The organism is Streptomyces sp. NPDC046939, assembly GCF_040644575.1.
Taxonomy (GTDB): Bacteria; Actinomycetota; Actinomycetes; order Streptomycetales; family Streptomycetaceae; genus Streptomyces.
Genome location: NZ_JBEYWV010000024.1, coordinates 56,785 through 79,307, shown reverse-complemented (window position 1 = coordinate 79,307; position 22,523 = coordinate 56,785). Strand labels below are relative to the sequence as shown.

Annotated in this window: 21 protein-coding genes; 13 read left to right on the top strand and 8 right to left on the bottom strand. The window is 73.4% G+C overall.

Annotation, left to right across the window (positions count from 1 at the left end; translation table 11 throughout):
* The first annotated feature begins 105 nt into the window (after positions 1-105).
* Together ABZ877_RS25330 and ABZ877_RS25325 are read left to right on the top strand one after the other, a co-directional pair.
* On the top strand, positions 106-2,064 hold the full coding sequence (locus ABZ877_RS25330; RefSeq protein WP_361074991.1) for a LuxR C-terminal-related transcriptional regulator: 1,959 nt from the start codon (positions 106-108) through the stop codon (positions 2,062-2,064).
* Between the two features lie 637 nt (positions 2,065-2,701).
* Positions 2,702-4,015 carry a helix-turn-helix domain-containing protein gene (locus ABZ877_RS25325; protein WP_361074989.1) on the top strand — a complete coding sequence of 438 codons (1,314 nt, stop codon included), beginning with the start codon at positions 2,702-2,704 and terminating at the stop codon, positions 4,013-4,015.
* Here the strand turns inward: ABZ877_RS25325 and ABZ877_RS25320 are convergent.
* Complete coding sequence (locus tag ABZ877_RS25320; protein ID WP_361074987.1) at positions 3,987-4,622, bottom strand: TIGR03085 family metal-binding protein; 636 nt, start codon at positions 4,620-4,622, stop codon at positions 3,987-3,989. The two genes, ABZ877_RS25325 and ABZ877_RS25320, sit on opposite strands and share 29 nt — an antisense overlap.
* Before the next feature lie 82 nt (positions 4,623-4,704).
* Between ABZ877_RS25320 and hisI the strand changes: the two genes are divergently transcribed.
* The 10 genes from hisI to lgt all read left to right on the top strand — a co-directional run bounded on the left by hisI (position 4,705) and on the right by lgt (position 13,485).
* Positions 4,705-5,079, top strand: coding sequence for a phosphoribosyl-AMP cyclohydrolase (hisI, locus tag ABZ877_RS25315; protein ID WP_361074985.1), 375 nt, complete (start codon positions 4,705-4,707; stop codon positions 5,077-5,079).
* Between the two features lie 16 nt (positions 5,080-5,095).
* Complete coding sequence (locus tag ABZ877_RS25310; RefSeq protein WP_361074983.1) at positions 5,096-6,592, top strand: anthranilate synthase component I; 1,497 nt, start codon at positions 5,096-5,098, stop codon at positions 6,590-6,592.
* A 49-nt stretch (positions 6,593-6,641) separates the two neighbouring features.
* A complete protein-coding gene (locus tag ABZ877_RS25305; RefSeq protein ID WP_361074981.1) occupies positions 6,642-7,292 on the top strand; it encodes a TIGR02234 family membrane protein in 651 nt (216 codons plus the stop codon).
* A 95-nt stretch (positions 7,293-7,387) separates the two neighbouring features.
* The gene (locus ABZ877_RS25300; RefSeq protein WP_361074979.1) at positions 7,388-7,627 is read left to right on the top strand and encodes an HGxxPAAW family protein; all 240 of its coding nucleotides are present in this window, start codon (positions 7,388-7,390) and stop codon (positions 7,625-7,627) included.
* Between the two features lie 118 nt (positions 7,628-7,745).
* Entirely contained in the window at positions 7,746-8,174 is a 429-nt protein-coding gene (locus ABZ877_RS25295) for a DUF2752 domain-containing protein (protein ID WP_361074977.1), read from the top strand.
* A gap of 130 nt (positions 8,175-8,304) precedes the next feature.
* Positions 8,305-9,114 (top strand): indole-3-glycerol phosphate synthase TrpC, encoded by an 810-nt coding sequence (trpC, locus tag ABZ877_RS25290; RefSeq protein WP_361074975.1) that lies wholly within the window; start codon positions 8,305-8,307, stop codon positions 9,112-9,114.
* Positions 9,115-9,444: 330 nt separating this feature from the next.
* Complete coding sequence (gene trpB / locus ABZ877_RS25285) at positions 9,445-10,731, top strand: tryptophan synthase subunit beta (protein ID WP_361074973.1); 1,287 nt, start codon at positions 9,445-9,447, stop codon at positions 10,729-10,731.
* Positions 10,728-11,543, top strand: coding sequence for a tryptophan synthase subunit alpha (trpA, locus tag ABZ877_RS25280; RefSeq protein ID WP_361074971.1), 816 nt, complete (start codon positions 10,728-10,730; stop codon positions 11,541-11,543). Before trpB ends, trpA begins: the two co-directional genes overlap by 4 nt.
* Positions 11,544-11,644: 101 nt before the next feature.
* Positions 11,645-12,418, top strand: a complete 774-nt coding sequence (locus ABZ877_RS25275) for a thioredoxin domain-containing protein (protein WP_361074969.1) — start codon at positions 11,645-11,647, stop codon at positions 12,416-12,418.
* An 86-nt stretch (positions 12,419-12,504) separates the two neighbouring features.
* Positions 12,505-13,485, top strand: a complete 981-nt coding sequence (gene lgt / locus ABZ877_RS25270) for a prolipoprotein diacylglyceryl transferase (protein ID WP_361074967.1) — start codon at positions 12,505-12,507, stop codon at positions 13,483-13,485.
* 70 nt (positions 13,486-13,555) lie between these two features.
* On the opposite strand, the gene ABZ877_RS25265 is transcribed toward lgt, so the two are convergent.
* From ABZ877_RS25265 to ABZ877_RS25235, 7 genes are all read right to left on the bottom strand, one after another.
* The gene (locus tag ABZ877_RS25265) at positions 13,556-14,395 is read right to left on the bottom strand and encodes a CoA ester lyase (RefSeq protein WP_361074965.1); all 840 of its coding nucleotides are present in this window, start codon (positions 14,393-14,395) and stop codon (positions 13,556-13,558) included.
* Positions 14,392-15,612 (bottom strand): CoA transferase, encoded by a 1,221-nt coding sequence (locus ABZ877_RS25260; RefSeq protein WP_361074963.1) that lies wholly within the window; start codon positions 15,610-15,612, stop codon positions 14,392-14,394. Before ABZ877_RS25260 ends, ABZ877_RS25265 begins: the two co-directional genes overlap by 4 nt.
* Positions 15,609-16,976: an ADP-ribosylglycohydrolase family protein gene (locus tag ABZ877_RS25255; protein WP_361074961.1), complete on the bottom strand. Its 1,368-nt coding sequence runs from the start codon at positions 16,974-16,976 to the stop codon at positions 15,609-15,611. The genes ABZ877_RS25260 and ABZ877_RS25255 overlap by 4 nt, the downstream gene beginning before the upstream one ends.
* A gap of 5 nt (positions 16,977-16,981) precedes the next feature.
* Positions 16,982-18,133, bottom strand: coding sequence for an ADP-ribosylglycohydrolase family protein (locus ABZ877_RS25250; RefSeq protein WP_361074959.1), 1,152 nt, complete (start codon positions 18,131-18,133; stop codon positions 16,982-16,984).
* Positions 18,130-19,410, bottom strand: coding sequence for an ADP-ribosylglycohydrolase family protein (locus ABZ877_RS25245; protein ID WP_361074957.1), 1,281 nt, complete (start codon positions 19,408-19,410; stop codon positions 18,130-18,132). Before ABZ877_RS25245 ends, ABZ877_RS25250 begins: the two co-directional genes overlap by 4 nt.
* A gap of 663 nt (positions 19,411-20,073) precedes the next feature.
* The gene (locus ABZ877_RS25240; protein WP_361074955.1) at positions 20,074-21,162 is read right to left on the bottom strand and encodes an ADP-ribosylglycohydrolase family protein; all 1,089 of its coding nucleotides are present in this window, start codon (positions 21,160-21,162) and stop codon (positions 20,074-20,076) included.
* A 131-nt stretch (positions 21,163-21,293) separates the two neighbouring features.
* Positions 21,294-21,452 carry a hypothetical protein gene (locus ABZ877_RS25235; RefSeq protein ID WP_361074953.1) on the bottom strand — a complete coding sequence of 53 codons (159 nt, stop codon included), beginning with the start codon at positions 21,450-21,452 and terminating at the stop codon, positions 21,294-21,296.
* Positions 21,453-21,625: 173 nt separating this feature from the next.
* On the opposite strand from ABZ877_RS25235, the gene ABZ877_RS25230 reads away from it, so the two are divergent.
* Positions 21,626-22,357 (top strand): VIT1/CCC1 transporter family protein, encoded by a 732-nt coding sequence (locus ABZ877_RS25230; RefSeq protein ID WP_361074951.1) that lies wholly within the window; start codon positions 21,626-21,628, stop codon positions 22,355-22,357.
* Positions 22,358-22,523 lie beyond the last annotated feature (166 nt).

Sequence of the window (22,523 nt, the reverse complement as noted above, 5' to 3'; positions counted from 1 at the left end):
GCCCGTCGTGAGGCCCTGTGCGTGAGCACAGTCTCCGCCCGCGCCGGTTGGGCCCGCTCCCAACCGGCGCTGCGGGCGCGGCGGACCGCTCGTACGGTGACGTAAGTGACCGCGAGACATGTCCTGTTGCTGACGGCCGCCGCCTACGAGAGCGACCCGGACGGGCCGTGGGTCGACGGCGGGCTCGTCCTGCGGGCCGCCGCCCGCGCCGGTCTCGGCGAAACCGCCCTGGACGCCGCCGAACGCGCGGGCCTCGAACGCGGCCCCGACGGACGGCTGCGGCTGCCGAACCGTCGCGCCGTGTACGAGGCGGCACGCCCCGCGCACCGCAGAGCCGCCCATCGCCTGCTGGCCGAAGCCGCCCTGGGGGAGCGGCTTCGGCCGGCAGGTCTCCTGCACCGGGCGCTCGCCGCGCCCTACCCGGACAGCGCCCTCGGCACCGAACTCGCCGCCGCCGCGCGTCTGCCGGGCCCCTCGCACGGGGAACGGGCCACCGCCCTCGCCCACGCCGCCGCGCTCGCCGCCGACCCCGAGATCCGCGCGGGGCGGCTCGTCGCCGCCGCCGACCAGGCCCGGCTCGCCGGCCGTCCGCACCGGGCCCGCGAACTGCTCCGCCGCGTCGAAGAACTCACCCCCACCGACGCCGTGCGGGGCGACGCCGCCCTCGTACGCGGCATGCTCGCCCTGCGCGACGAACCCATGGCCGACGCCCGCGCCTCCCTCCTCCTCGCCGCCCGGCTCTGCCCCGGGGAACGAGCCCTCGACGCCCGGCTCGCCGCCGCCGAGGCCGCCTGGGCGCTCGGCGACGCCCGCGCGTACCAGGAAGCCGTCGCCGGGCAGCAACAGGCCGGGGCCGACACCGCCCGCGCCTTCGGGCTCGGCATGGCCGCCTCGCTCGACGACCGGTACGCCGCCGGACGCGTCACCCTGCGCCGCGTCATCGCCGACGCGGCCCACGCCGGCGCCCCCGACGCCCTCCTGCGGGCCGGGGCCGCCGCCCTCGTCGCCGGGGACGTCGACGCCGCCTGCCGCCTCGGCAGCCGGGCCCTCGCCGCCGCCCGCGCCCTCGACGCACGCCCCGAACTGCCGCGCGCCCTCGAACTGCTCGCCTACGGGGAACTGCGCGCCGGACGCCACGCGCGCGCCCGCGCCCACGCCGAGGAAGGGCTGCGCGCCGCCCGCACCAGCGGGCAGCGCAACGTCCTCGCCCACCAGCACGCCATCCTCGCCCTCGTCGCCTCCCTCGACAGCGACGCCGACACCGTCGCCCGGCACGCCGCCGCCGCGCAGGAGACCGCCGCCCGGCACGGGCTCGTCCAAGCCGCCACCCTCGCGCAATGGGCGCTCGCCCGGGCCGACCTGGCGCGCGGGCGGGCGCCCGAGGCGGCGGCCAGGCTCGCGCCGCTCGTCCGGCCCGGGCCCCGGCAAGGGCACTTCGCCGTACGGATGCTCGCCGTGCCCTGCTTCGTGGAGGCGGCCGTGGCGGCGGGTGACCTGGTGGGGGCGCGGGGCGCCGTCGCGGAGTTCACGGTGTGGGCCGAGCGGGGGTACGACCCCCAGGCCGGGGCGCAACTCGCCCGCTGCGAAGCGCTGCTGGCGTCCGGTGATCCCGACCGTGCGGACGCCCGCTTCACCGAGGCGCTGGCCCGGCACGAGTGCGCCGGGGGGGACTTTGAGCGGGCCCGGACCGCTGAACTGCACGGCGAATGGCTGCGGCGGGCTCGGCGGCCGGCCCGCGCGCGCGTGCTGCTGCGGGACGCTCTGGTCGCCTTCGAGCGGTGCGGGGCGACGGTGTGGGCGGCCCGTACGGCGGCGGAGCTGCGGGCGACCGGGGAGGCTCCGCCGCACCCGGAGCCGTCCCCTGGCTGCCTGTCGTCGTTGACGCCGCAGCAGCTCCGGATCGCGCACTGTGTGGCCGAGGGCGCCACCAACCGTGAGGTGGCCTCCCGCCTCTCGGTCAGCCCCCGCACGGTCGACCACCACCTCCGCAACGTCTTCGCCCAACTGGGCGTCCGCTCCCGCCTGGAACTGGCCCGCTTGGTGGACCGAGCGACGACGCTGTAGGCGGGTCGCGGCCGGTCCGGGGGGCTGTGGGGCGCGGCCGGGCCAGGTGTGCATGCGGGGGCGCTGTAGTGCGCGGTCGGTTGTGTGGTGGGGCGGGGCCGCGCCGGCGTACCTCCTCGGCCGGATAGGTCTGGTCGCCTGCTGTCCGCCCAGGGGTCGCGTATCCGGCGCGGGATTCCGGCGGTGTCCTGCGGGGGCACCCCGACACGTCCCCTCCCGCAGCGACGCGGGTGCACCCCGGTGGCCCATACGGTGGCCAAAACACGGCCGGGTACGCCCAGTACCGCCGCCTAGGGCAACCCGCCGCCCACCGCCCCCACCCCGGGCGCCCCGCCCCGCCGCGGGCAACCTGCCGCTCCCCGCACTTCCCCACCCGGGGCGCCCCCGCCCGCCTTGGGCAATCTGCCGCCTGGGGCGGCAGGGTGGGCAAGGCGGCACCCCAGCGCCGGGCCACCGGTAAAGCGGGCCTCTGCGGAAACCCGGCGTTCGCGCAGCGCAGGCTCACCCCTCCAACAGGCCCGTACGCGAACCGTTACCCCCAAAGGGCTGGAGACCGACCAGACGGTATGTCATTCTTCGGGGCCAGGACCGCCGACCCCACCGGTACACGTCCTGGCGAGCTGAACCGAGGAGGACCGTGATGCCCGCGCACCTCGTACGCCCTCACCCCCGCACCCGCCCCGGCACCACGCCCACCAGAACCCGCCCCCGTACCGGAACGAGTACCGGCAGCGACACCGGCACCGACAAAAACACCGGCACAGACCCCGTCGCCGTCCTGCGCCGCGCCGCCCTCCCCCTCATCGACCAGATCCCCGCCCTCACCGACCGCCTGACAGCGGAGCTGCACGCCGAGGAGCCCGCCTACCGCGCCGCGATAGACGCCGACCCCGGCGACGTACGCCGCGAGATACAGCGCTCCCTGCGCCACAGCGTCGCCAGCCTGCTCGACCCCGTCCGTTCCCGTGACGCGGCCCGCGCCTGCACCGCCCGGATCGGCACCGAACGCGCCACCCGCGGCTTCCCGCTGGACCCCCTGGTGCACGCGTTCCGGCTCGGCGGCGCCCTGGTCTGGCAGGCGCTGGTCGACGAGGTCACCCGGCACCACCCGCGCGACGCCCACCTCCTCGTCCATCTCGCCGCCGACGTCCGCGGCTTCGTGGACGAGCACTGCGCCTGCGTCTCGGACGCCTACCGCAAGGCGGAGCACGAACTGACCTGGCGGCGCGAGAACCGGCGCCGCCTCATGGCCGCCGCCCTCCTCGACGGCGCCACCCGCATCGCCGATCTCCCGGAGGCCGCGCACGCCCTGGACCTGCCCGAGCACGGCCGCTACGCCGTGGTGCTCGTCGCCGGCGGCCGGGGCGCAGCGCCGCACGCCCATGGCATCCGTACCGTCTGGCACCCCGGACCGGACGCCGAGCGCGGCATCGTCGCCCTCGGCCCCTACGACGTAACGGAACTCGCCGCTTGCTGGCGGGAGTCGACCGCCCCCGGGGACGGGGTCCGCATCGGGATCAGTTCAGCCGTCGACGGACTCGCCGGCGTCGGTGTCGCCCGGCGCCTCGCCGAGACCGCCCTGCGGATCTGCCCGCCGGGCGGCGGCACCGTACTCCTCGACGACGAACTGCCCGCCGCCCTCGTGGCGGGCGCCCCCGCGCTCGGCGCGCTCCTGGTCGACCGGGTGCTCGGCCCGCTTCGCGCCCTGCCGCCCGCGGACGGCGCCCTGCTCCTGGACACCCTGACCGCCTGGCTGGACTGCGACGGCTCGGCCCAGCGCGCGGCCGCCCGGCTCTACTGCCACCGCAACACGGTCCTCAACCGGCTGCGCCGCTGCGAACAGCTCACCGGGCGCAGCCTGACGCGCCCGGCCGACCAGGTGGAGCTGGCCCTGGCCCTGCACGCCCACCGCCTGCGCCTGGCTAAAGCCCCAGCGCCTTCGTCTCGCTGAGCTGGGTGATCGCTGACTTGTCGCCCTCCAGCTCCACCTTGGCCGCGTCCTGGCGGCCGAAGGCGTACATGAGGAGTTCCGACGGCTCGCCCGTGACCGTGACCACCGGCGCGCCCCGGTGCGCGACCGCCGTCTGGCCGTCCGGGCGGCGCAGCACCAGGCCGACGGGCGCCTTGCGGCCCATCACCCGCGCCATCCGCTCCAGGCGGGACCAGAGCACCTCGGAGAAGACCGGGTCGAGCTCGCGCGGCGACCAGTCGGGCTGTGCCCGCCGCACGTCCTCGGCGTGGACGTAGAACTCGACCACGTTCGCCGCCTCGTCGATCTGCTTCAGGGCGAACGGCGAGAACCGCGGCGGGCCGGTCCTGATGAGCTGGATCAGTTCCTCGTACGGCTTCTCCGCGAATTCGTTCTGCACCCGCTCCAGGCGGGAGGCGAGCTGCTTGACGAGGGTGCCGCCGGCCGCGTCGGGGCGGCGCTCGCGCACCACGACGTGCGCTGCCAGGTCGCGGGCGGTCCAGCCCTCGCACAGGGTGGGGGCCTCGGGGCCCGCCGCCTCCAACAGGTCGGCCAGGAGAAGACGTTCACGCTTGGCATGGGTCGACATGAGCGCAACCCTACGACCGCCCGCACCGTCCGGACAGTGGACGCCCCGGGGGAGTCCCGGCGCGGCGCGGCACAATGGCCCTATGACCAGCGCGCCCCAGTCAAGCAACCTCGACCCCGCCATCGCCGCCCGCCTCAAGCGCAGCGCCGACGGCCTGGTCCCCGCCATCGCCCAGCAGTACGACACCGGCGAGGTCCTGATGCTCGGCTGGATGGACGACGAGGCGCTGCACCGCACCCTGACCACGGGCCGCTGCACGTACTGGTCGCGCAGCCGGAGCGAGTACTGGGTCAAGGGCGACACCTCCGGCCACTTCCAGTACGTGAAGTCCGTCGCCCTGGACTGTGACGCCGATACGGTGCTCGTCCAGGTCGATCAGGTCGGCGCCGCCTGCCACACCGGCGCCCGGACCTGCTTCGACGCCGACCAACTGCCCGTCACCGGCCCGGCCGCGTAAGACCTAAGCTCCTCCCATGGATCTCGAGACCTTTCGCAAGCTCGCGACCGACCGCCGAGTGATCCCCGTCAGCCGCAAGCTCCTCGCGGACGGCGACACGCCCGTCGGCCTGTACCGCAAGCTCGCCGCCGAGCGGCCCGGCACGTTCCTCCTGGAGTCCGCGGAGAACGGGCGCTCCTGGTCCCGCTACTCCTTCGTCGGCGTACGCTCCGCCGCCACGCTGACCTCGCGCGACGGGCAGACCCACTGGCTCGGCACCCCGCCCGTCGGCGTCCCCACGGACGGCGACCCGCTCGCCGCCCTGCGCGCCACCGTCGAGGCCCTGCACACCCCGCGCTACGACGGCCTGCCGCCGTTCACCGGCGGCATGGTCGGCTACCTCGGCTACGACATCGTGCGCCGCCTGGAGAAGATCGGCCCCGGTGAGCGCGACGATCTGCGGCTGCCTGAGCTGACCATGCTGCTCACCAGCGATCTCGCCGTCCTCGACCACTGGGACGGGTCGGTTCTCCTCATCGCCAACGCCATCAACCACAATGATCTCGATACGGGCGTGGACGAGGCGTACGCCGATGCCGTGGCCCGTCTCGATGCCATGGAGGCCGACCTCGGTACGTCGGTCCACACCGCCCCGGTCGCGCTTCCGCCTTCCGAGCTGCCGGAATTCACCGCGCTGTGGGGCGGCGAGCAGTACCAGGAGGCCGTCGAGGACATCAAGGAGCGCATCCGCGCGGGCGAGGCGTTCCAGGTCGTGCCCTCGCAGCGGTTCGAGACGCCGTGCACCGCGAGCGCGCTCGACGTCTATCGCGTGCTGCGCGCCACCAATCCGTCGCCCTACATGTATTTGTTCCGCTTTGATGGCTTTGATGTCGTCGGGTCGTCGCCCGAGGCCCTGGTCAAGGTCGAGGACGGGCGGGCCCTCCTCCACCCCATCGCCGGGACCCGGCCGCGTGGTGCGACGCCGCAGGCCGACCAGGCGCTCGCCGACGAACTCCTCGCCGACCCCAAGGAGCGCGCCGAGCACCTCATGCTCGTCGACCTCGGCCGCAACGACCTCGGGCGGGTCTGCGAGCCCGGCTCCGTCGAGGTCGTCGACTTCATGTCCATCGAGCGGTACTCGCACGTCATGCACATCGTCTCGACGGTCACGGGCCAGGTCAGCGCCGGGCGCACCGCCTTCGACGTGCTCACCGCCTGCTTCCCCGCCGGCACCCTCTCCGGCGCCCCGAAGCCCCGTGCGATGCAGATCATCGACGAGCTCGAACCGTCCCGGCGCGGGCTGTACGGCGGCTGCGTCGGCTATCTCGACTTCGCCGGGGACTCCGACACCGCCATCGCCATCCGTACGGCCCTGCTGCGCGACGGCACCGCGTACGTGCAGGCCGGGGCGGGCGTCGTCGCCGACTCCGACCCCGTCGCCGAGGACACGGAGTGCCGCAACAAGGCCGCCGCCGTGCTCCGCGCCGTCCACACCGCCAACCGCATGGGCGCCGCCGGAACCGGTGTGAAGTGACCCACGCCTCCCGCTCCCCGTACACATACAGGTGTGCGGACAGGCGATAGTGGAGTACGTGACTGCTGTACCGCACCCCCGAACCGAAGCCTCCGAGACCGCCGGGCCGAGCAAGAACGGCAGGCGCAGTCTCGGTGTCGCCCTGCTCTTCGGTGCCGCGGGCGCCGCGGTCGCGCTGCTCGCGTCCCGGCAGGAGTGGTGCTCCGGCGTCGCCGCCGTCGCGGGCGGGAAGCTGCCGCTGACCGCCCGGGGCAGCGATGTCACCGGCGTCCCCGCGGCCCTCGCCATAGTGGGCCTCGCCGCCCTGGTCGCCGTCTTCGCGGTGCGCAAGGCGGGCCGCGTCCTGGTCGCCGTCCTGCTCGCGCTGAGCGGCGCGGGCGCCGTGGCAGCCGCCGTCCTCGGCGCCGACGACAGCGCCGCCCTCGACGAGAAGGCCGCGGAAGCCTCCGGCGGCACCACGACCGGCATCGACGCCCTCTCCCACACCGCCTGGCCCTACGTCGCGGCAGGCGGCGGGGCCCTCCTCCTGATCGCCGGGATCCTCGCCGTCGTCTACGGCGCCGCCTGGCCCTCGATGGGCGGCCGCTACGAGCGCGACGGCTCCCCGCGCCCCCGCAAGCGCAAGGCCGTCGACCCCGACCGCCCCGAGGAACTGTGGAAGGCCCTCGACCGGGGCGAGGACCCCACGGGCGCCGCCTGACCCCGGGTTAGTCCCGCACGCGCGCGTGCGGGAGAATGGGCAGGAGAGCCGTACGCCCTGCGTACGCAGAGGCCATAAGCAACGAGGAGCAAGCCATGGCGGACAAGAGCCACGGACACACCCCGGCCGCCTGGACCGGTGTCATCATCGCCTTCATCGGGTTCATCGTCGCCGGCACCTTCATGGTGATGGCGAACGTGGTGGGTTTCTGGGTCGGTATGGCGCTGCTGCTCGTCGCCGCCATCGTCGGCGGCGTCATGAGCATGATGGGCCTGGGCAAGCCCAAGCGCGCCGAGCTGGACGTCCCGGGCCACGCCGCGGGCTCGCAGGCCTGACACCCCTGGCACTTCCGCTACGGGAAAGGGGCGGGCGGCGATCATCGCCGCCCGCCCCTTCGCCATGTCCCGTGTCGCCCGAGGGGCGGAGCGCGCCGCGCCGGGGGACAATCCCCGCGTGACCGTGCAGACGACTCGCACCGCCCGCCCCGGCCTCCTGCGCCGGACCGGGGTCCCGCTGGGCGTCCTCGCCGGCGTCGCGGCGGCCTTCGCCTATGTCGGCGCCGTCGACCCGAACGAGGCGGGCCACTACCCCGCCTGCCCGCTCCTGAGCGCCACCGGCCTGTTCTGCCCGGGCTGCGGCGGGCTGCGCAGCGCCCACGCCCTCGTCCACGGCGACCTCAGCGGCGCCCTCGGCGCCAACGCCCTCGCCGTCGCCGGCTACGCCCTGTTCGCCGTGGTGTGGGCCGTATGGGTGACACGCGCGGCGCGCGGACGGCCCCTCGGCCTCGTCCTCACCCGCGCCCACCTGTGGACGCTCGGCGCTGTCGTCACCGTCTTCACCGTTGTCCGGAACCTGCCCCTCCATGGCTTCCTGCAGCCTTGATCAACGACGTTTGTCCAGGTAGTGAGAGTGTCGTCAACCGGATGCGGAGCCTCGGGCCTCCTGCGGATACCATCACTGTGACCGCTCGGTTGCTCAAAGAACCGAATTGCAGGAAAGGAAGTCCGCGCGCGTGAGTGTGCTCGACGAGATCATCGACGGAGTCCGTGCCGACCTCGCGGAACGGCAGGCGCGGGTCGGCCTCGACGAGCTCAAGGAGCGCGCGGCCAAGGCACCCGCCGCCAAGGACGGGGTCGCGGCGCTGCGCGGCGACGGCGTCAAGGTCATCTGCGAGGTCAAGCGGTCCAGCCCGTCCAAGGGCGCGCTCGCCGCGATTGCCGACCCGGCGGGGCTCGCCGCCGACTACGAGGCGGGCGGCGCCGCCGTCATCTCCGTCCTCACCGAGCAGCGGCGCTTCGGCGGCTCCCTCGCCGACCTGGAGGCGGTCCGCGCCAAGGTGGACGTTCCGGTCCTGCGCAAGGACTTCATCGTCACCTCGTACCAGTTGTGGGAGGCCCGCGCGTACGGCGCCGACCTCGCCCTGCTGATCGTGGCCGCCCTGGACCAGCCCGCCCTGGAGTCCCTCATCGAGCGCGCCGAGTCCATCGGCCTCACCCCGCTCGTCGAGGCGCACGACGAGGACGAGGTGGAGCGGGCCGTCGACGCCGGGGCCAAGGTCATCGGCATCAACACCCGCAACCTCAAGGACCTCTCCGTCGACCGTGGCACCTTCGAGCGCGTCGCCCCGGACATCCCGGACCACATCGTCAAGGTCGCGGAGTCCGGTGTGCGCGGCCCGCACGACCTCATCGCGTACGCCAACGCGGGCGCGGACGCCGTCCTCGTCGGCGAGTCCCTGGTGACCGGCCGCGACCCGCGCACGGCCGTCTCCGACCTGGTCGCGGCGGGCGCCCACCCGGCCCTCCGGCACGGACGGGGCTGACCCGCGCCATGCCCATCGCCGCCCGCCTCGCACCCGGCTGCCGCCCGCGCGGCTGCCGGGCGCCTGCGCGGCGCGTTCATGGTCGCCGAGTGCGCTATGTCATCGGCGACGAGCCGGGCCAAGTGAACGGGATGCGATGGCCGGCGCCCCGCTAGGGGCGCGGGGAACGGCGCGACCAGCCACGATGTCGCGTCGGCCGGACGACTCGTCTGCCATCAACGGCGCGTAGCCGTCCTCACCCCGGCGGGGGTTGCTCGCGCAGTTCCCCGCGCCCCCAGGCGGGGTTGATCACAGCGGAGATCATCCATTCACGCCACCCGAGGTAAACGCATGCCCGAGTACTTCCACCCGGACCCGGACGGTCAGGTCCCCAGCGCCGAAGGCTACTTCGGCGCGTTCGGCGGCAAGTTCATCCCGGAGGCGCTCGTCGCCGCCGTGGACGAGGTCGCCGTCGAGTACGACAAGGCGAAGAACGACCCCGAGTTCGCCCGCGAGCTCGACGACCTCATGGTCCACTACACCGGCCGCCCGAGCAGCCTCACCGAGGTGCCGAGGTTCGCCGAGCACGCCGGAGGCGCCCGCGTCTTCCTCAAGCGCGAGGACCTGAACCACACCGGCTCCCACAAGATCAACAACGTGCTCGGCCAGGCCCTGCTCACCAAGCGCATGGGCAAGACCCGCGTCATCGCCGAGACCGGCGCGGGCCAGCACGGCGTCGCGACGGCCACCGCCTGCGCTCTGTTCGGCCTCGAATGCACCATCTACATGGGCGAGATCGACACCCAGCGCCAGGCCCTCAACGTGGCCCGGATGCGGATGCTCGGCGCCGAGGTCATCGCCGTGAAGTCCGGCAGCCGCACCCTGAAGGACGCCATCAACGAGGCGTTCCGCGACTGGGTCGCCAACGTCGACCGCACGCACTACCTCTTCGGCACGGTCGCGGGCCCGCACCCGTTCCCCGCGATGGTCCGCGACTTTCACCGCGTCATCGGCGTCGAGGCCCGCCGCCAGATCCTGGAGCGCGCCGGACGCCTCCCCGACGCCGCCCTCGCCTGCGTCGGCGGCGGCTCCAACGCCATCGGCCTCTTCCACGCGTTCATCCCGGACACGGACGTCCGCCTCATCGGCTGCGAACCGGCGGGACACGGCGTCGAGACCGGCGAGCACGCGGCGACCCTGACCGCGGGCGACCCCGGCATCCTGCACGGTTCGCGGTCGTACGTCCTCCAGGACGAGGAGGGGCAGATCACCGAGCCCTACTCCATCTCGGCGGGCCTCGACTACCCGGGCATCGGCCCCGAGCACGCCTACCTCAAGGACAGCGGACGCGGCGAGTACCGTGCCGTCACCGACGACGCCGCCATGCAGGCGCTGCGCCTGCTCTCGCGCACCGAGGGCATCATCCCGGCCATCGAGTCCGCGCACGCCCTCGCCGGGGCGCTTGAGGTCGGCAAGGAGCTGGGCCCGGACGGGCTCATCGTCGTCAACCTCTCCGGGCGCGGCGACAAGGACATGGACACCGCCGCCCGCTACTTCGGCCTCTACGACGAGGGTGCCGACGCCGAGGTCGCGGCCGACGCCGCCGACACCGCCGAGATCGAGGGGGACGCCAAGTGAGCGGCAACATCCAACTCCTGTCCGACACCCTGGCGGCCGCCAAGGCCGAGGGCCGCTCCGCCCTCATCGCCTACCTGCCCGCCGGGTTCCCGACGGTCGACGGCGGCATCGAGGCGATCAAGGCCGTCTTCGACGGCGGCGCCGACGTCGTCGAGGTGGGCCTGCCCCACTCCGACCCGGTGCTCGACGGCCCGGTCATCCAGACCGCCGACGACATCGCGCTGCGCGGCGGCCTGAAGATCAAGGACGTCATGCGCACGGTCCGCGAGGCCCACGCGGCCACCGGCAAGCCGGTCCTCGTCATGACGTACTGGAACCCCATCGACCGCTACGGCATCGAGCGGTTCACCGCCGAGCTGGCCGAGGCGGGCGGCGCGGGCTGCATCCTGCCCGACCTGCCCGTCCAGGAGTCGGCGGTCTGGCGCGAGCACGCGGAGAAGCACGGCCTCGCCACCGTCTTCGTCGTCGCGCCCAGCAGCAAGGACGAGCGCCTCGCCACCATCACGGCCGCCGGTTCCGGCTTCGTCTACGCCGCCTCCCTCATGGGCGTCACCGGCACCCGCGAGTCCGTCGGCAACCAGGCACAGGACCTCGTACGCCGCACCAAGGCCACCACGGACCTGCCGGTCTGCGTCGGCCTCGGCGTCTCCGACGCCAAGCAGGCCAAGGAGGTCGCCTCCTTCGCCGACGGCGTCATCGTCGGCTCCGCCTTCGTGAAGCGGCTGCTCGACGCCGAGGACGAGACCATGGGCCTCGCGGCGGTCCGGGCGCTCGCCGGTGAACTCGCGGCGGGCGTACGGGGCAACGCCTAGTCATCCTCGGCGCCTTGGTCATGTAATGGGTCAAGTCACCCTTATGGGTGGAAGTGGACCGGGGAGGCACGCTCGTGCCTCCCCGGTTCGTTGGCGCAGGTGTGAGCGAGAAGAACCGAGAGGGAAAGCGCACGGCCCGGGAACGGCTGGCCGAGGAGCGCGAGAAGCAGAAAGTCGCCGAGAAGCGGCGCCGCACGTTGATCGTGGCCGCGGCCGTGGTCTGCGTGCTCGGCCTGGCCGCCGTCATCGGGATCGTCGCCGCCAACACCGGGGACGACAGCTCGGGGGACTCCTCCGGCAGCGTGGCCGAGCCCAAGGGCGCCACGGGCAAGGACAGCCTGGCCGTCCCCGTCGGCAAGGACAGCGCCAAGTCCACGCTCACGGTGTGGGAGGACTTCCGCTGCCCCGCCTGCAAGTCCTTCGAGGACGGTTTCCGTTCCACGATCAATGAGCTGACCAAGGCCGGCCAGTTGAAGGCCGAGTACCACACGGTCACGCTCATCGACTCGAACATGGGCGGCAGCGGCTCCCTGCGCGCGGGGAACGCGGCGGCGTGCGCGCAGGACGCGGGCAAGTTCTCCGCGTACCACGACGTGCTGTTCGAGAACCAGCCGAAGGAGACCGAGGACGCCTTCTCGGACAACGGCAAGCTGATCGACCTGGCCGGAAAGGTCGACGGCCTGGTCACCGACTCCTTCAAGACGTGTGTCAACGACGGCAGGCACGACGGCTGGATCGCCAAGTCCTACAAGGCGTTCCAGGACGCCAAGTTCAAGGGCACGCCGACGGTCCTGCTCGACGGCAAGAACCTCATGGACGACCAGACCATGACGCCGGCGAAGCTGAAGCAGACGGTGCAGGAAGCGAACAAGTAACCGTTGTCCTTCAAACCCCTTGTTATGGAGCCGTAGCCGGGCTGGCGGACGTGTCCACGGCCCGGCACGGTAGCGTCGACCCTGCCATGGAACTTGCCTACATCCCCAGTCCCTCGCAGGGCGTGGTCCACCTCGGGCCCATCCCGCTGCGCGGCTACGCGTTCTGCATCATCATCGGCGTCTTCGTGGCCGTCTGGCTCGGCAACAAGCGCTGGGTCGCCCGCGGCGGGCAGCCCGGCACGGTCGCCGACATCGCGGTCTGGGCAGTGCCGTTCGGCCTGGTCGGCGGGCGCCTCTACCACGTGATCACGGACTACGAGCTGTACTTCAGCGACGGCCGTGACTGGGTGGACGCCTTCAAGATCTGGGAGGGCGGCCTCGGCATCTGGGGCGCCATCGCGCTCGGCGCGGTCGGCGCCTGGATCGGCTGCCGCCGCCGTGGCATCCCGCTCCCCGCCTGGGCCGACGCGCTCGCCCCCGGCATCGCCCTCGCGCAGGCCGTCGGCCGCTGGGGCAACTGGTTCAACCAGGAGCTGTACGGGCGCAAAACCGATCTGCCCTGGGCCCTGAAGATCACCTCGAACACGGACGGGCGGGTGCCCGGCACCTACCACCCGACGTTCCTGTACGAGTCCCTGTGGTGCGTCGGCGTCGCCCTCCTCGTCATCTGGGCCGACCGCAGGTTCAAGCTCGGGCACGGGCGGGCGTTCGCGCTGTACGTGGCGTCGTACTGTGTCGGGCGCTTCTGGATCGAGTACATGCGCGTCGACGACGCCCATCACATCCTCGGACTGCGCCTCAACAACTGGACCGCGCTCGTCGTCTTCCTGCTCGCCGTGGTCTACCTGGTGCTGTCGGCGAAGAAGCGGCCGGGGCGCGAGGAGATCGTGGAGCCGAACGCCTCCGGCGCGAAGCCCGACACCCCCGGTGAGGAGCCTGGCGCCTCCGATGAGGAGCCGAGCACTTCGGGCGAGGGGCCGGGTGACAAGGCCGCCAAGTCCGAGGACTCGGTCGACGGCAAGGGTTCGGCTCAGGAGAAGGACACCGCTGACGCCGAGAAGACCTGACCGTCTTCCGCCGCTGTACGTCGATGAGGGCGCCGGACCGCACAGTCCGGCGCCCTCTCGCGTCGCCCCCTCAGACCCCGGACCGGCTCCCGTCCCGTCCGGCGAGCGCCAGGACCCGCCGCGCGCCCGCCACCACCGCCGCGTCCACGAACCGCCCGTCCGGCAGCGCGAGCGCCCCCGCGTCGGTGGTCGCGGCGTGGACGATCTCCCGCGCCGCCGCCACCTCCGCCGCCGTCGGACGGAACGCCTCCTCGATCACCGGGAGCTGGCGCGGGTGGATCGCCGTACGGCCGGAGAAGCCGAGCGCGCGGCCCTCGGCGCAGGAACGGGCCAGCCCCTCCGCGTCCCGGACGTCCGGGTACACCGACTGGGGCGGCGGCGGCAGATGCGCCGCGCGGGCGGCGACCACGGTCCGGCCGCGCACCCAGGCGAGGCCGCGCCCGTCCGTGACGCCGAGGTCGGCGCGGAGATCGGCCTCGCCGAGCGCGATCCCGTGCACGGCCGGGTGCGAGGCGATGTCGTACGCGTGCTCGACGCCGAGGGCGGATTCGAGCAGGGCGTACAGGGGAGGGGCAGAGGCGCCGCCCGACCAGGCAATAGCTCGGGTCAGATCGGCCCTGTCGTCGACTTTGGGCAGGCGCAGGGCGCCGAGGCCGGGGAGCGGGGCGAGGCGGCGTACCTCCTGCTCCGCGAGGGGGCCGTCGAGCGCGTTCACGCGGACGTGCACCGGCAGCGGCGGGCGGTCCGTGAGCAGCTCCGCCGTCGCGTCGAGGGCGTACGCCTTGCGGTCGGGGGCGACGGCGTCCTCCAGATCGACCAGGACGACGTCCGCCGTCGAGCGCAGCGCCTTCGCGACCACGTCGGGGCGGTCGCCAGGGACGTACAGCCACGTCAGGTACAGAGGGCTCATACCGCACCAGCCTCCCTGAGGGCCGCGATCTCCGCCTCCGAGAGGCCGAGGCCGGCGAGGATCTCGTCCGTGTCCGCGCCGTGCGGGCGGCCCGTCCACCGGACGGCGCCCGGCGTCTCGGAGAGCCGGAAGAGGACGTTCTGCATCTTGACCGTGCCGAGGTCCGGGTCGGGAAGTTCGGTGATCGTGTGCAGGGCGCGGTACTGGGCGTCCTGGAGCACGTCGCGGACGTCGTAGACGGGGGCGATGGCCGCCTGCGCCTCCTCGAACGCCGCCACCACCTCGTCACGGGTGTGCCCCGCGATCCAGCTCCCGACCGCCGCGTCCAGCTCGTCCGCGTGCGCCGCCCGGCCGGCCCCCGTCGCGAACCACTCCTCCTCGACGCACTCCGGCCGCCCCACCAGGCGCATCACCCGCTCCGCGATCGACTGCGCCGAGGTCGACACCGCGACCCACTTGTCGTCGCTCGTGCGGTACGTGTTGCGGGGCGCGTTGTTCGTCGAGCGGTTGCCGGTACGGGGCTGGACGTAGCCGAGCTGGTCGTACCAGGTCGCCTGCGGGCCGAGGATCGCCAGCATCGGCTCGATGATCGCCATGTCCACGACCTGGCCCCGGCCCGTCGCGCTGCGCGCGTGCAACGCCGCCATCACCGCGTACGACGTCGCCAGCGCCGCGATCGAGTCGGCCAGGCCGAAAGGGGGAAGGGTCGGGGGCCCGTCCGGCTGGCCCGTGATCGCCGCGAAGCCGCTCATCGCCTCCGCGAGCGTGCCGAACCCGGGGCGGCGGGCGTACGGGCCGAACTGGCCGAAGCCCGTCACACGGGCCAGGACCAGGCCCGGGCCCGCCGCGCTCAGCTCCTCCCAGCCGAGGCCCCACTTCTCCAGGGTGCCGGGGCGGAAGTTCTCGATGATCACGTCCGACTCGGCCGCCAGCCGGAGGAGGAGGGCGCGGCCGTCGGGGGAGGAGAGGTCCAGGGTCAGGTTCTTCTTGTTGCGGCCCAGGTGCTTCCACCACAGGCCCACGCCGTCCTTCGATGGGCCGTGGCCCCGGGACGGGTCCGGCTTGCGCGGGTGCTCGACCTTGACGACCTCGGCGCCGAAGTCGCCGAGCATCGTGGCGCAGAGAGGGCCGGCGAAGAGGGTGGCCAAGTCCAGGACGCGGAGGCCCGCCAGTGGGCCCCCTTGTCCTCCGGGTGTGTGCGGGGATGCTGTCGTCATGCCGTGGCCTCCTGCGTCAGACTGGCCAGTTCGTCGAAGCCGATGCCGTCGAACGCGGCGACCGTCGTCGCCAGCCGGTTCTTCAGCGGGGCCGTCCAGCGCTCGCCCAGCACGCTCGGGTCGCCGGCCAGCAGGCCCGCGATCGAGCCCGCCGTCGCGCCGTTGGAGTCCGTGTCCCAGCCGCCCGACACCGCGCGGCAGACCGAGCCCTCGAAGTCGCCGTCGGCGTGGGTGAGGGCGGCGGCGAGCAGCGCCGCATTGGGGAGGACGTGGACCCAGTGGTGGGTCGCGGCGTAGGTGGCGTGCAGGGCGTCGACGACGGTGTCGAAGTCCTTGTTGCTGTGGTCGTTCGACAGGTGGATGCCCAGGGTGATCGCCTGCGCGTAGCGCGATGTCGGGGGGATCACCCTGAGGCCCGTACGGAGTGCCTCGTGGACGGTCGTCGTGCCCGTGGCGGCCGAGGCGATGACCGCCGCCGTGAACATCTCCCCGTACACACCGTTCGCCGTGTGCGTCAGTACGGCGTCCCTGTGTGCCTGTTCGGCGGCGCGGGCCGGGTCGCCCGGGTTCGTCCAGCCGAAGACGTCCGCGCGGATCTGGGCGCCGATCCACTCGCGGAAGGGGTTGCGGTACGCGGCGGTGGCCGGTGGCTCGATGCCGTCCAGGAGATTGCGGTACGCCACCCGTTCCGCGGTGAACGTGCGGCCCGCCGGGAGCTCGTCCAGCCACAGCCGCGCCACGTCGGCGGTGGTGAAGTCAGGGCCGTGGCGCTGGAGCAGGAGCAGGGCGAGGAGTGGGTAGTTGAGGTCGTCGTCCTCCGGCATGCCGTCGATGTTCTCGGCCAGGGAGGTGGGGGCGGAGCGGCGGTTCCAGGGGTGGGCGGCGGCCAGCTCCGGGGGCAGGCCGGTCGCTGTGAAGTAGTTGGCCAGGGGCCAGTTGCCGGTGGACTTCGCCAGGGCGCGGATGGCCGCCAAGGGGAGTTTCTCAACCGGCTTGCCCAGGAGGCAGCCGATCGCTCGGCCCAGCCAGGCGGCGTGCAGGGCTTTGTGGGGGATGGAGGCGGCCTCGTTGTTGCTGGGTGGCCACGTTGGGCACGCTGCCTTGATCTTCTGGAGTGTGGTGGGTTCGGCTTCGCTGAGGGGGGAGGGGAGGGCCGACAGTTCGTCCAGTAGGTCCTTTGCCAGGGCGCGGAGATGCGGGTTCGCGGGTGCCTGTGACGCGCCCGCCCGGGCCGGGGCCAGGTGGCCGCCCGCCCGCCGCCAGCGCTGTTCGATCTCCGACGCGTCCCGGCCGTCCTGCGCCGCCTGGCGGAGTTCGTGGCCCAGCAGATCCTCGGGCTGCACCCAGGTCAGACGTAACGTCACCGGCCTCACCGCCCGTCGATCGCCGCGAACGCCGACTCGTGCGCGCGGCGCCGCTCCAGATCCCGGGCGTACACCTCGCGGGTGACCTCCGTGAGGGCCGCCGCCGGGGCGTGCAGATCCAGCCTGCTGGCCCGCGCCACCTCCGTGCTCCACTCCTTCGGCACCGCGCTCTCCCCGTACAGCGCGCCGACGATCGCGCCGCTCATCGTCGCGATCGAGTCGCAGTCCCGGCCGTAGTTGACCGCGCCGAGCACCGTGTGCCGGAAATCGCCCCCTCCGACCAGCACCATGCCCAGCGCGATCGGCAGCTCCTCGATCGCGTGCAGACGGGACGGGCGACGCGCGCCCAGCGACGGCCTGCGATAGTTCGGGCCGACCGTGTCGAACGGGGTGACCGCCTCGCGAAGAGGGGTTAGAGCCTCCTCGAAGTCGTCGTAGCGGGCCGCTGTCTCGCACACCGCCTCCATCGCCGACCGCGTGCCGTCCTTCGCCAGGGCGAGCGCCTCGTCGACCACCGAGGCGGGCGTCGCGTCCGGCTTGTACGCCGCCGCCACCGCCGCCGCGAACACGCCCGCCGCCTCCCTGCCGTACGAGCTCTGGTGCGCGCCCGCCACGTCCAGCGCCTCCTCGTACGCCTTCAACGGGTTGCCCGCGTTCACCGCGCCCACCGGGGCCATGTACATCGCCGCGCCGCAGTTCACGATGTTGCCCACGCCCGCCTCGCGCGGGTCCACGTGCCCGTAGTGGATCCGCGCCACGATCCACTTCTCCGCCAGGAAGACGCGCTGCAGGGGGAGCGCCTCCGCCTCCAGCTCCGGGATCCAGCGCGGGTTCGTCATCAGGTCCGGGACCAGGTGGTCCGCCACCGCGTACGCGTCCAAGTGGTCGCGGACCTTCTCGTACACGCGGACCAGCGCGTGCGTCATGAGCGTGTCGTCCGTCACGTGGCCGTCGCCCTTGTGGTACGGGGCGATCGGGCGGGCCGTCCGCCACTCGTCCCCGTGGAACGGCTCCACGATGCCGCGCACCCGGCCGCCGTGCCGCTCCGCGATCGCCTCCGGGGTCCAGCCCTCGACCGGGCCGCCGAGCGCGTCGCCCACCGCCGCGCCTATCAGGGCGCCTGTGGTGCGGTCCGCCAGGTTCGGGGTTGTGCTCATGTCGGGCTTCCCTCCGGGGTCGAGATGGGAGTGGGAGTGGCTGTGGGGGCGGGTGTGGGAGTGGGAGTGGGGGTGGAGGTGGGGGCGGGCGTGGGCGTGGGTGTCTGGTTGTCGCGTGTCGGTGTGTGGGTTGCCGCCAGGCGGGTCGCCAGCTCCGTCAGGTCCGTCCCCGCCAAGCGGGGCAGCGCGCAGCCCGCCAGCGTGCGGCACGCCTCCCGCCAGCTCCTCGGCAGCGCGTCCGCGCCGCCGATCGCACCCGTCAGCGCGCCGGCCAGCGCCGGTGCCGAGTCCGCCACGCGGGACAGGCACGCGGTCGTCGGCACCGCCTCGGTGACCGCGCCCGCCGCCGCCGTCGCCACCGCCAGCGCCACGGGGACCGTCTCCGCGGCCGCGATCCCGTAGCTGTACACGTGGTCGACGATCTCGTGCTCCAGGACCGGGACCAGCGCGAACGCGTTGCCCGGCAGGCCCGGGCGGGCAGCCGCCGTCGCCCTTCCGAGTTCGACGGCGCGGTGCGCGTTGCGGTGGATCTCCGTGCCCTCGGGGAGCTGGGCGAGGGCCGCGTCCACGCACGCCTCCACCGGGGCGCCGCCGAGGGCAGCCGCGACCGCCGCCGCCATCGCCCTCGCGCCGTGCACGCCGTCGCCGTCCTGGGTGTAGCGGGCGTCGAACTCCGCGAGGTCCGCCGCGCGGGGCGGGTCCGCCGGGTGGACCGTCGCCAGGACCGCGGCGCGCACGCAGGCCGCGTCGTCGAAGTAGTGCGGGTTGTCGTGGCCCGTCGCGGGTGGGCGCAGGCCCGCGGCCAGGTTGCCGAGGCCCGCGCGTACGGAGATGCGGGCGCGGAGCGGGATCTCGGCCGACTCGATCTCGTCGGCGCGGGCCGCTGCCGCGGCGATCTCGTCGGCCAGGGTGTTCCAGGCGAGGGCCAGTGCGGAGCGGACGCGGTGGTCGCGGGGGAGGTCGCCGAGGCCGTCCGCGTGGGCGTCGAGGACGGCCGTCGCGGTGAACGCGGCCCATTCCGCGTCGTCCGACGGGCCCAGGCGGAGGGGTTCGGGGGGCTGGTTCAGGGCGATCGGGACGGGGAGGGTCGTCGTGGCGTTCTGCTCGGCGAACGTGTCGAGTTCGCGGGTGAGGCGGCGGGTCCAGTCGGGGAGCCGCGCCGCGCGATGTCGTCCCGACGGCCACCCGGCGGCGTCCCCCGCGGCGATCCCGAGAAGCAGCCCCTCGACACGGGCGGCGACATCGACACCGGCTCTGGTTCCAACGGTGCGGCTCATGGGTCCTCTCGGTGGGAACGGAGGGTGCTGTGAGGGGTACATGCGGGGCGCTGTAGGGCGCGGTCGGTCGGATGGTGGGTCGGGGCCGCGCCGGCGTACCTCCTCGGCCGGATAGGTCTGGTCGCCTGCTGTCCGCCCAGAGGTCGCGTATCCGGCGCGGGGTTCCGGCGGTGTCCTGCGGGGGCACCCCGACACGTCCCCTCCCGCAGCGAGGCGACTGCACCCCGGTGGCCCGTACGGTGGCCAAAACACGGCCGGGTACGCCCAGTGCCGCCGCAGAGGACAACCGGCCGCCCCCGCCCCGGGCGCCCCCGCCGGGGGCAATGTGCCGTTCCCCGCCCCGAGCGCCTCCGCCGGCCTTGGGCACCCTGCCGTCCACCACCCCCGCCCCGCCTTGGGCACCCTGCCGTCCACCACCCCCGCCCCGCCTTGGGCACCCTGCCGTCCACCACCCCCGCCCCGCCTTGGGCAATCTGCCGCCTGGGGCGGCAGGGTGGGCAAGGCGGCACCCCCAGCGCCGGCTGACCGTGCGAGCAGGCTTCCGCGAGTACCCCGCCCCGCCCAGCGACCGCCCCGCCCGCCTCCGGCAACTGGCCTCCCCCGGCCCCGTAGAACCCCACGAGCGGGCCAGGTCGACGATCCCGCGCACCCCCGGAGGGACCGTCATGCCACCGCCCCCCGCCGCGGCGAAGCCAACGCGTCCGCGACGTCCAGGACGTGGCGGCCCGCCATGGAGGGGAGGCAGCTTCCTCGGACGGGGCCGATCGCCGTCGCCCAGGGCGCCGGGATGGAGGTTTCTCCGCGCAGGGCCCCGGCCAGCGCGCCGGCGACCGCCGCGGTCGTGTCCGCGTCCCGGCCCATGTTGACGGCCGTGAGGACCGATTCCCGGAAGTCGCCCCGGGCCACCGCGAACGCCCCGAACGCGAGCCCCACCGCCTCGGGCGCCAGGTCCGTCCAGGGGTAGCCGCCGATGACGACGGCTTTGCGTACGGCCCGTTCCATGGAGAGCTGCGTACCGTCCGGGTCCCGCCGGGCCCGCCGCGCCGCTTGCACGGCCCGGTGCAGGGAGCGTGCCGTCCAGGAGTCGTCGGGGACCACGGACAGCGCCGCTTGGACGACCGCGTCGGGGTTGTGGCTGACCATCGCGGCGGCCACGCCCGCGGCGACGGCCCGGCCACCGTGGATGCCTTCGCCGTCGTGGGACACCGTGCCGTCGATGGCGACGAGGCGGGCCGCTTCGGCGGGGCGGCCGGCCGCGTGGACCCCGAAGGGCGCCGCCCGCATGGCGAGTCCGTCGCTCCAGGCGTGCCGGTGCTGTGCCGAGATGGGGGCCGCCAGTCCGCGGCGCAGGTTCTCCAGGGTGCCGCGTTCGCTGAATCCGGCCCCCTTGAACGGCCCCTCGTCCCGGTCCGCGATCCACGTGTGCCACGCAGCCTCGACGTCCGCGAGGGTCAGCGCGGAGCCGTGTTCGGCGAGGAGCAGGCCGGAGAAGATCGCGTACTCGGTGTCATCCGTTCCCGCCGGGTTGTCGGCGACGAAGCCTTCGATGCGGCCCCAGCGTTCGCGGATCTGGGACGGTTTCATGTTCTCGGCGGGTGCGCCGAGCGCGTCGCCGACGGCGAGGCCGAGGAGCGCGCCCCTGGCCCGGTCGCGGGGTGAGATCACGCCGGGCGGTGGCGGCGGGGGGACCGTGGTCAGCCTGGGGGCCACACGGTCGTCCTCGGGGTGCTCCGGGTCGACGCTGACGCTCATGGTGTTCGTGCTCTTTTCGTGGGGTCGTGCGCAGTGCGGCCGAGTGATGAAAGGGCGCCGGCAGTGTTGGTCGATCGCATTCCGGCTCGGCCACGCGCGCTCGGCCGTGGGGGCGCGTACTGCGGCCTTCTTCAGCGGTGCCTCATCGTCTTCGGGGAGGTGAGGGGCTGGTCGTCGTCGGTGTCCCGGCTGCCTTGTACGCTTTTGATTTTCACTTCGGCGTGGGTGTCGTCCCACTGTTTGACCAATTTTTTGTTCGCGTTCATCGATTTACCGGCCAGGTCAGGCATGGGAATTCGAGAAGGGACTCCCCGTTCGAATTGCCGGGCCATCTCATTGGGGGCGCCGCGCGTTGCGTACCGCGCAAAGCCGCAGGTAAGTACGGCCTTCCTTGCTAGCGGCGGTCCCTTTTCGCGCGTACTTTCGACGGTGTAGACGGCCTAGGGGAGTGGAGTTCACGAGCATGTCCATCATCGAGACCGAGGCGGCGCTGCACGATGCGCACCGGGACAATCACACCCACCGCGACGTCAACGGCGGCTGGCTGCGTCCGGCGGTCTTCGGTGCGATGGACGGGCTCGTCTCGAACTTCGCCCTGATGGCCGGTGTCGCCGGTGGGGACGTCTCGCAGCACACCGTGATCATCACCGGTCTGTCGGGGCTCGCCGCCGGGGCCTTCTCCATGGCCGCCGGTGAGTACACCTCCGTCGCCTCGCAGCGCGAGCTGGTCGAGGCCGAGCTGGACGTGGAGCGGCGCGAGCTGCGCAAGCACCCGGTCGACGAGGAGCGGGAGCTGGCCGAGCTGTACGTCTCGCGCGGTGTCGAGCCGAAGCTGGCCGCCGAGGTCGCCAAGCAGTTGTCCAAGGACCCCGAGCAGGCGCTGGAGATCCACGCGCGCGAGGAGCTGGGGATCGACCCGGGCGAGCTGCCCTCGCCGATGGTCGCCGCCGTCTCCTCGTTCGGCTCGTTCGCGCTGGGCGCCCTGCTGCCCGTACTCCCTTATCTCCTGGGGGCGAGCGACCTGTGGCCGGCCGTGGTGCTCGCGTTGCTCGGGCTGTTCGCCTGCGGTGCCGTCGTGGCGAAGGTGACGGCCCGGTCGTGGTGGTTCAGCGGCCTGCGGCAGCTGGCCCTGGGCGGTGCCGCGGCGGGTGTGACGTATCTCCTGGGCAGCCTTTTCGGGACGGCGGTAGGTTGACGGCTCGCCGGTCACGGCCGGAAGATGGCTATACAGGGGCTTGCATAACTAGTCGTTACTGGACGGTTTCGACTGTTTGACCGCGGGGCATGAGCCGTAAGCGCTGTGGGCAATGAGGCCCACGTCGCCCTACGACGTACCGGCCCCCGGGTCACCCGCTCACCCG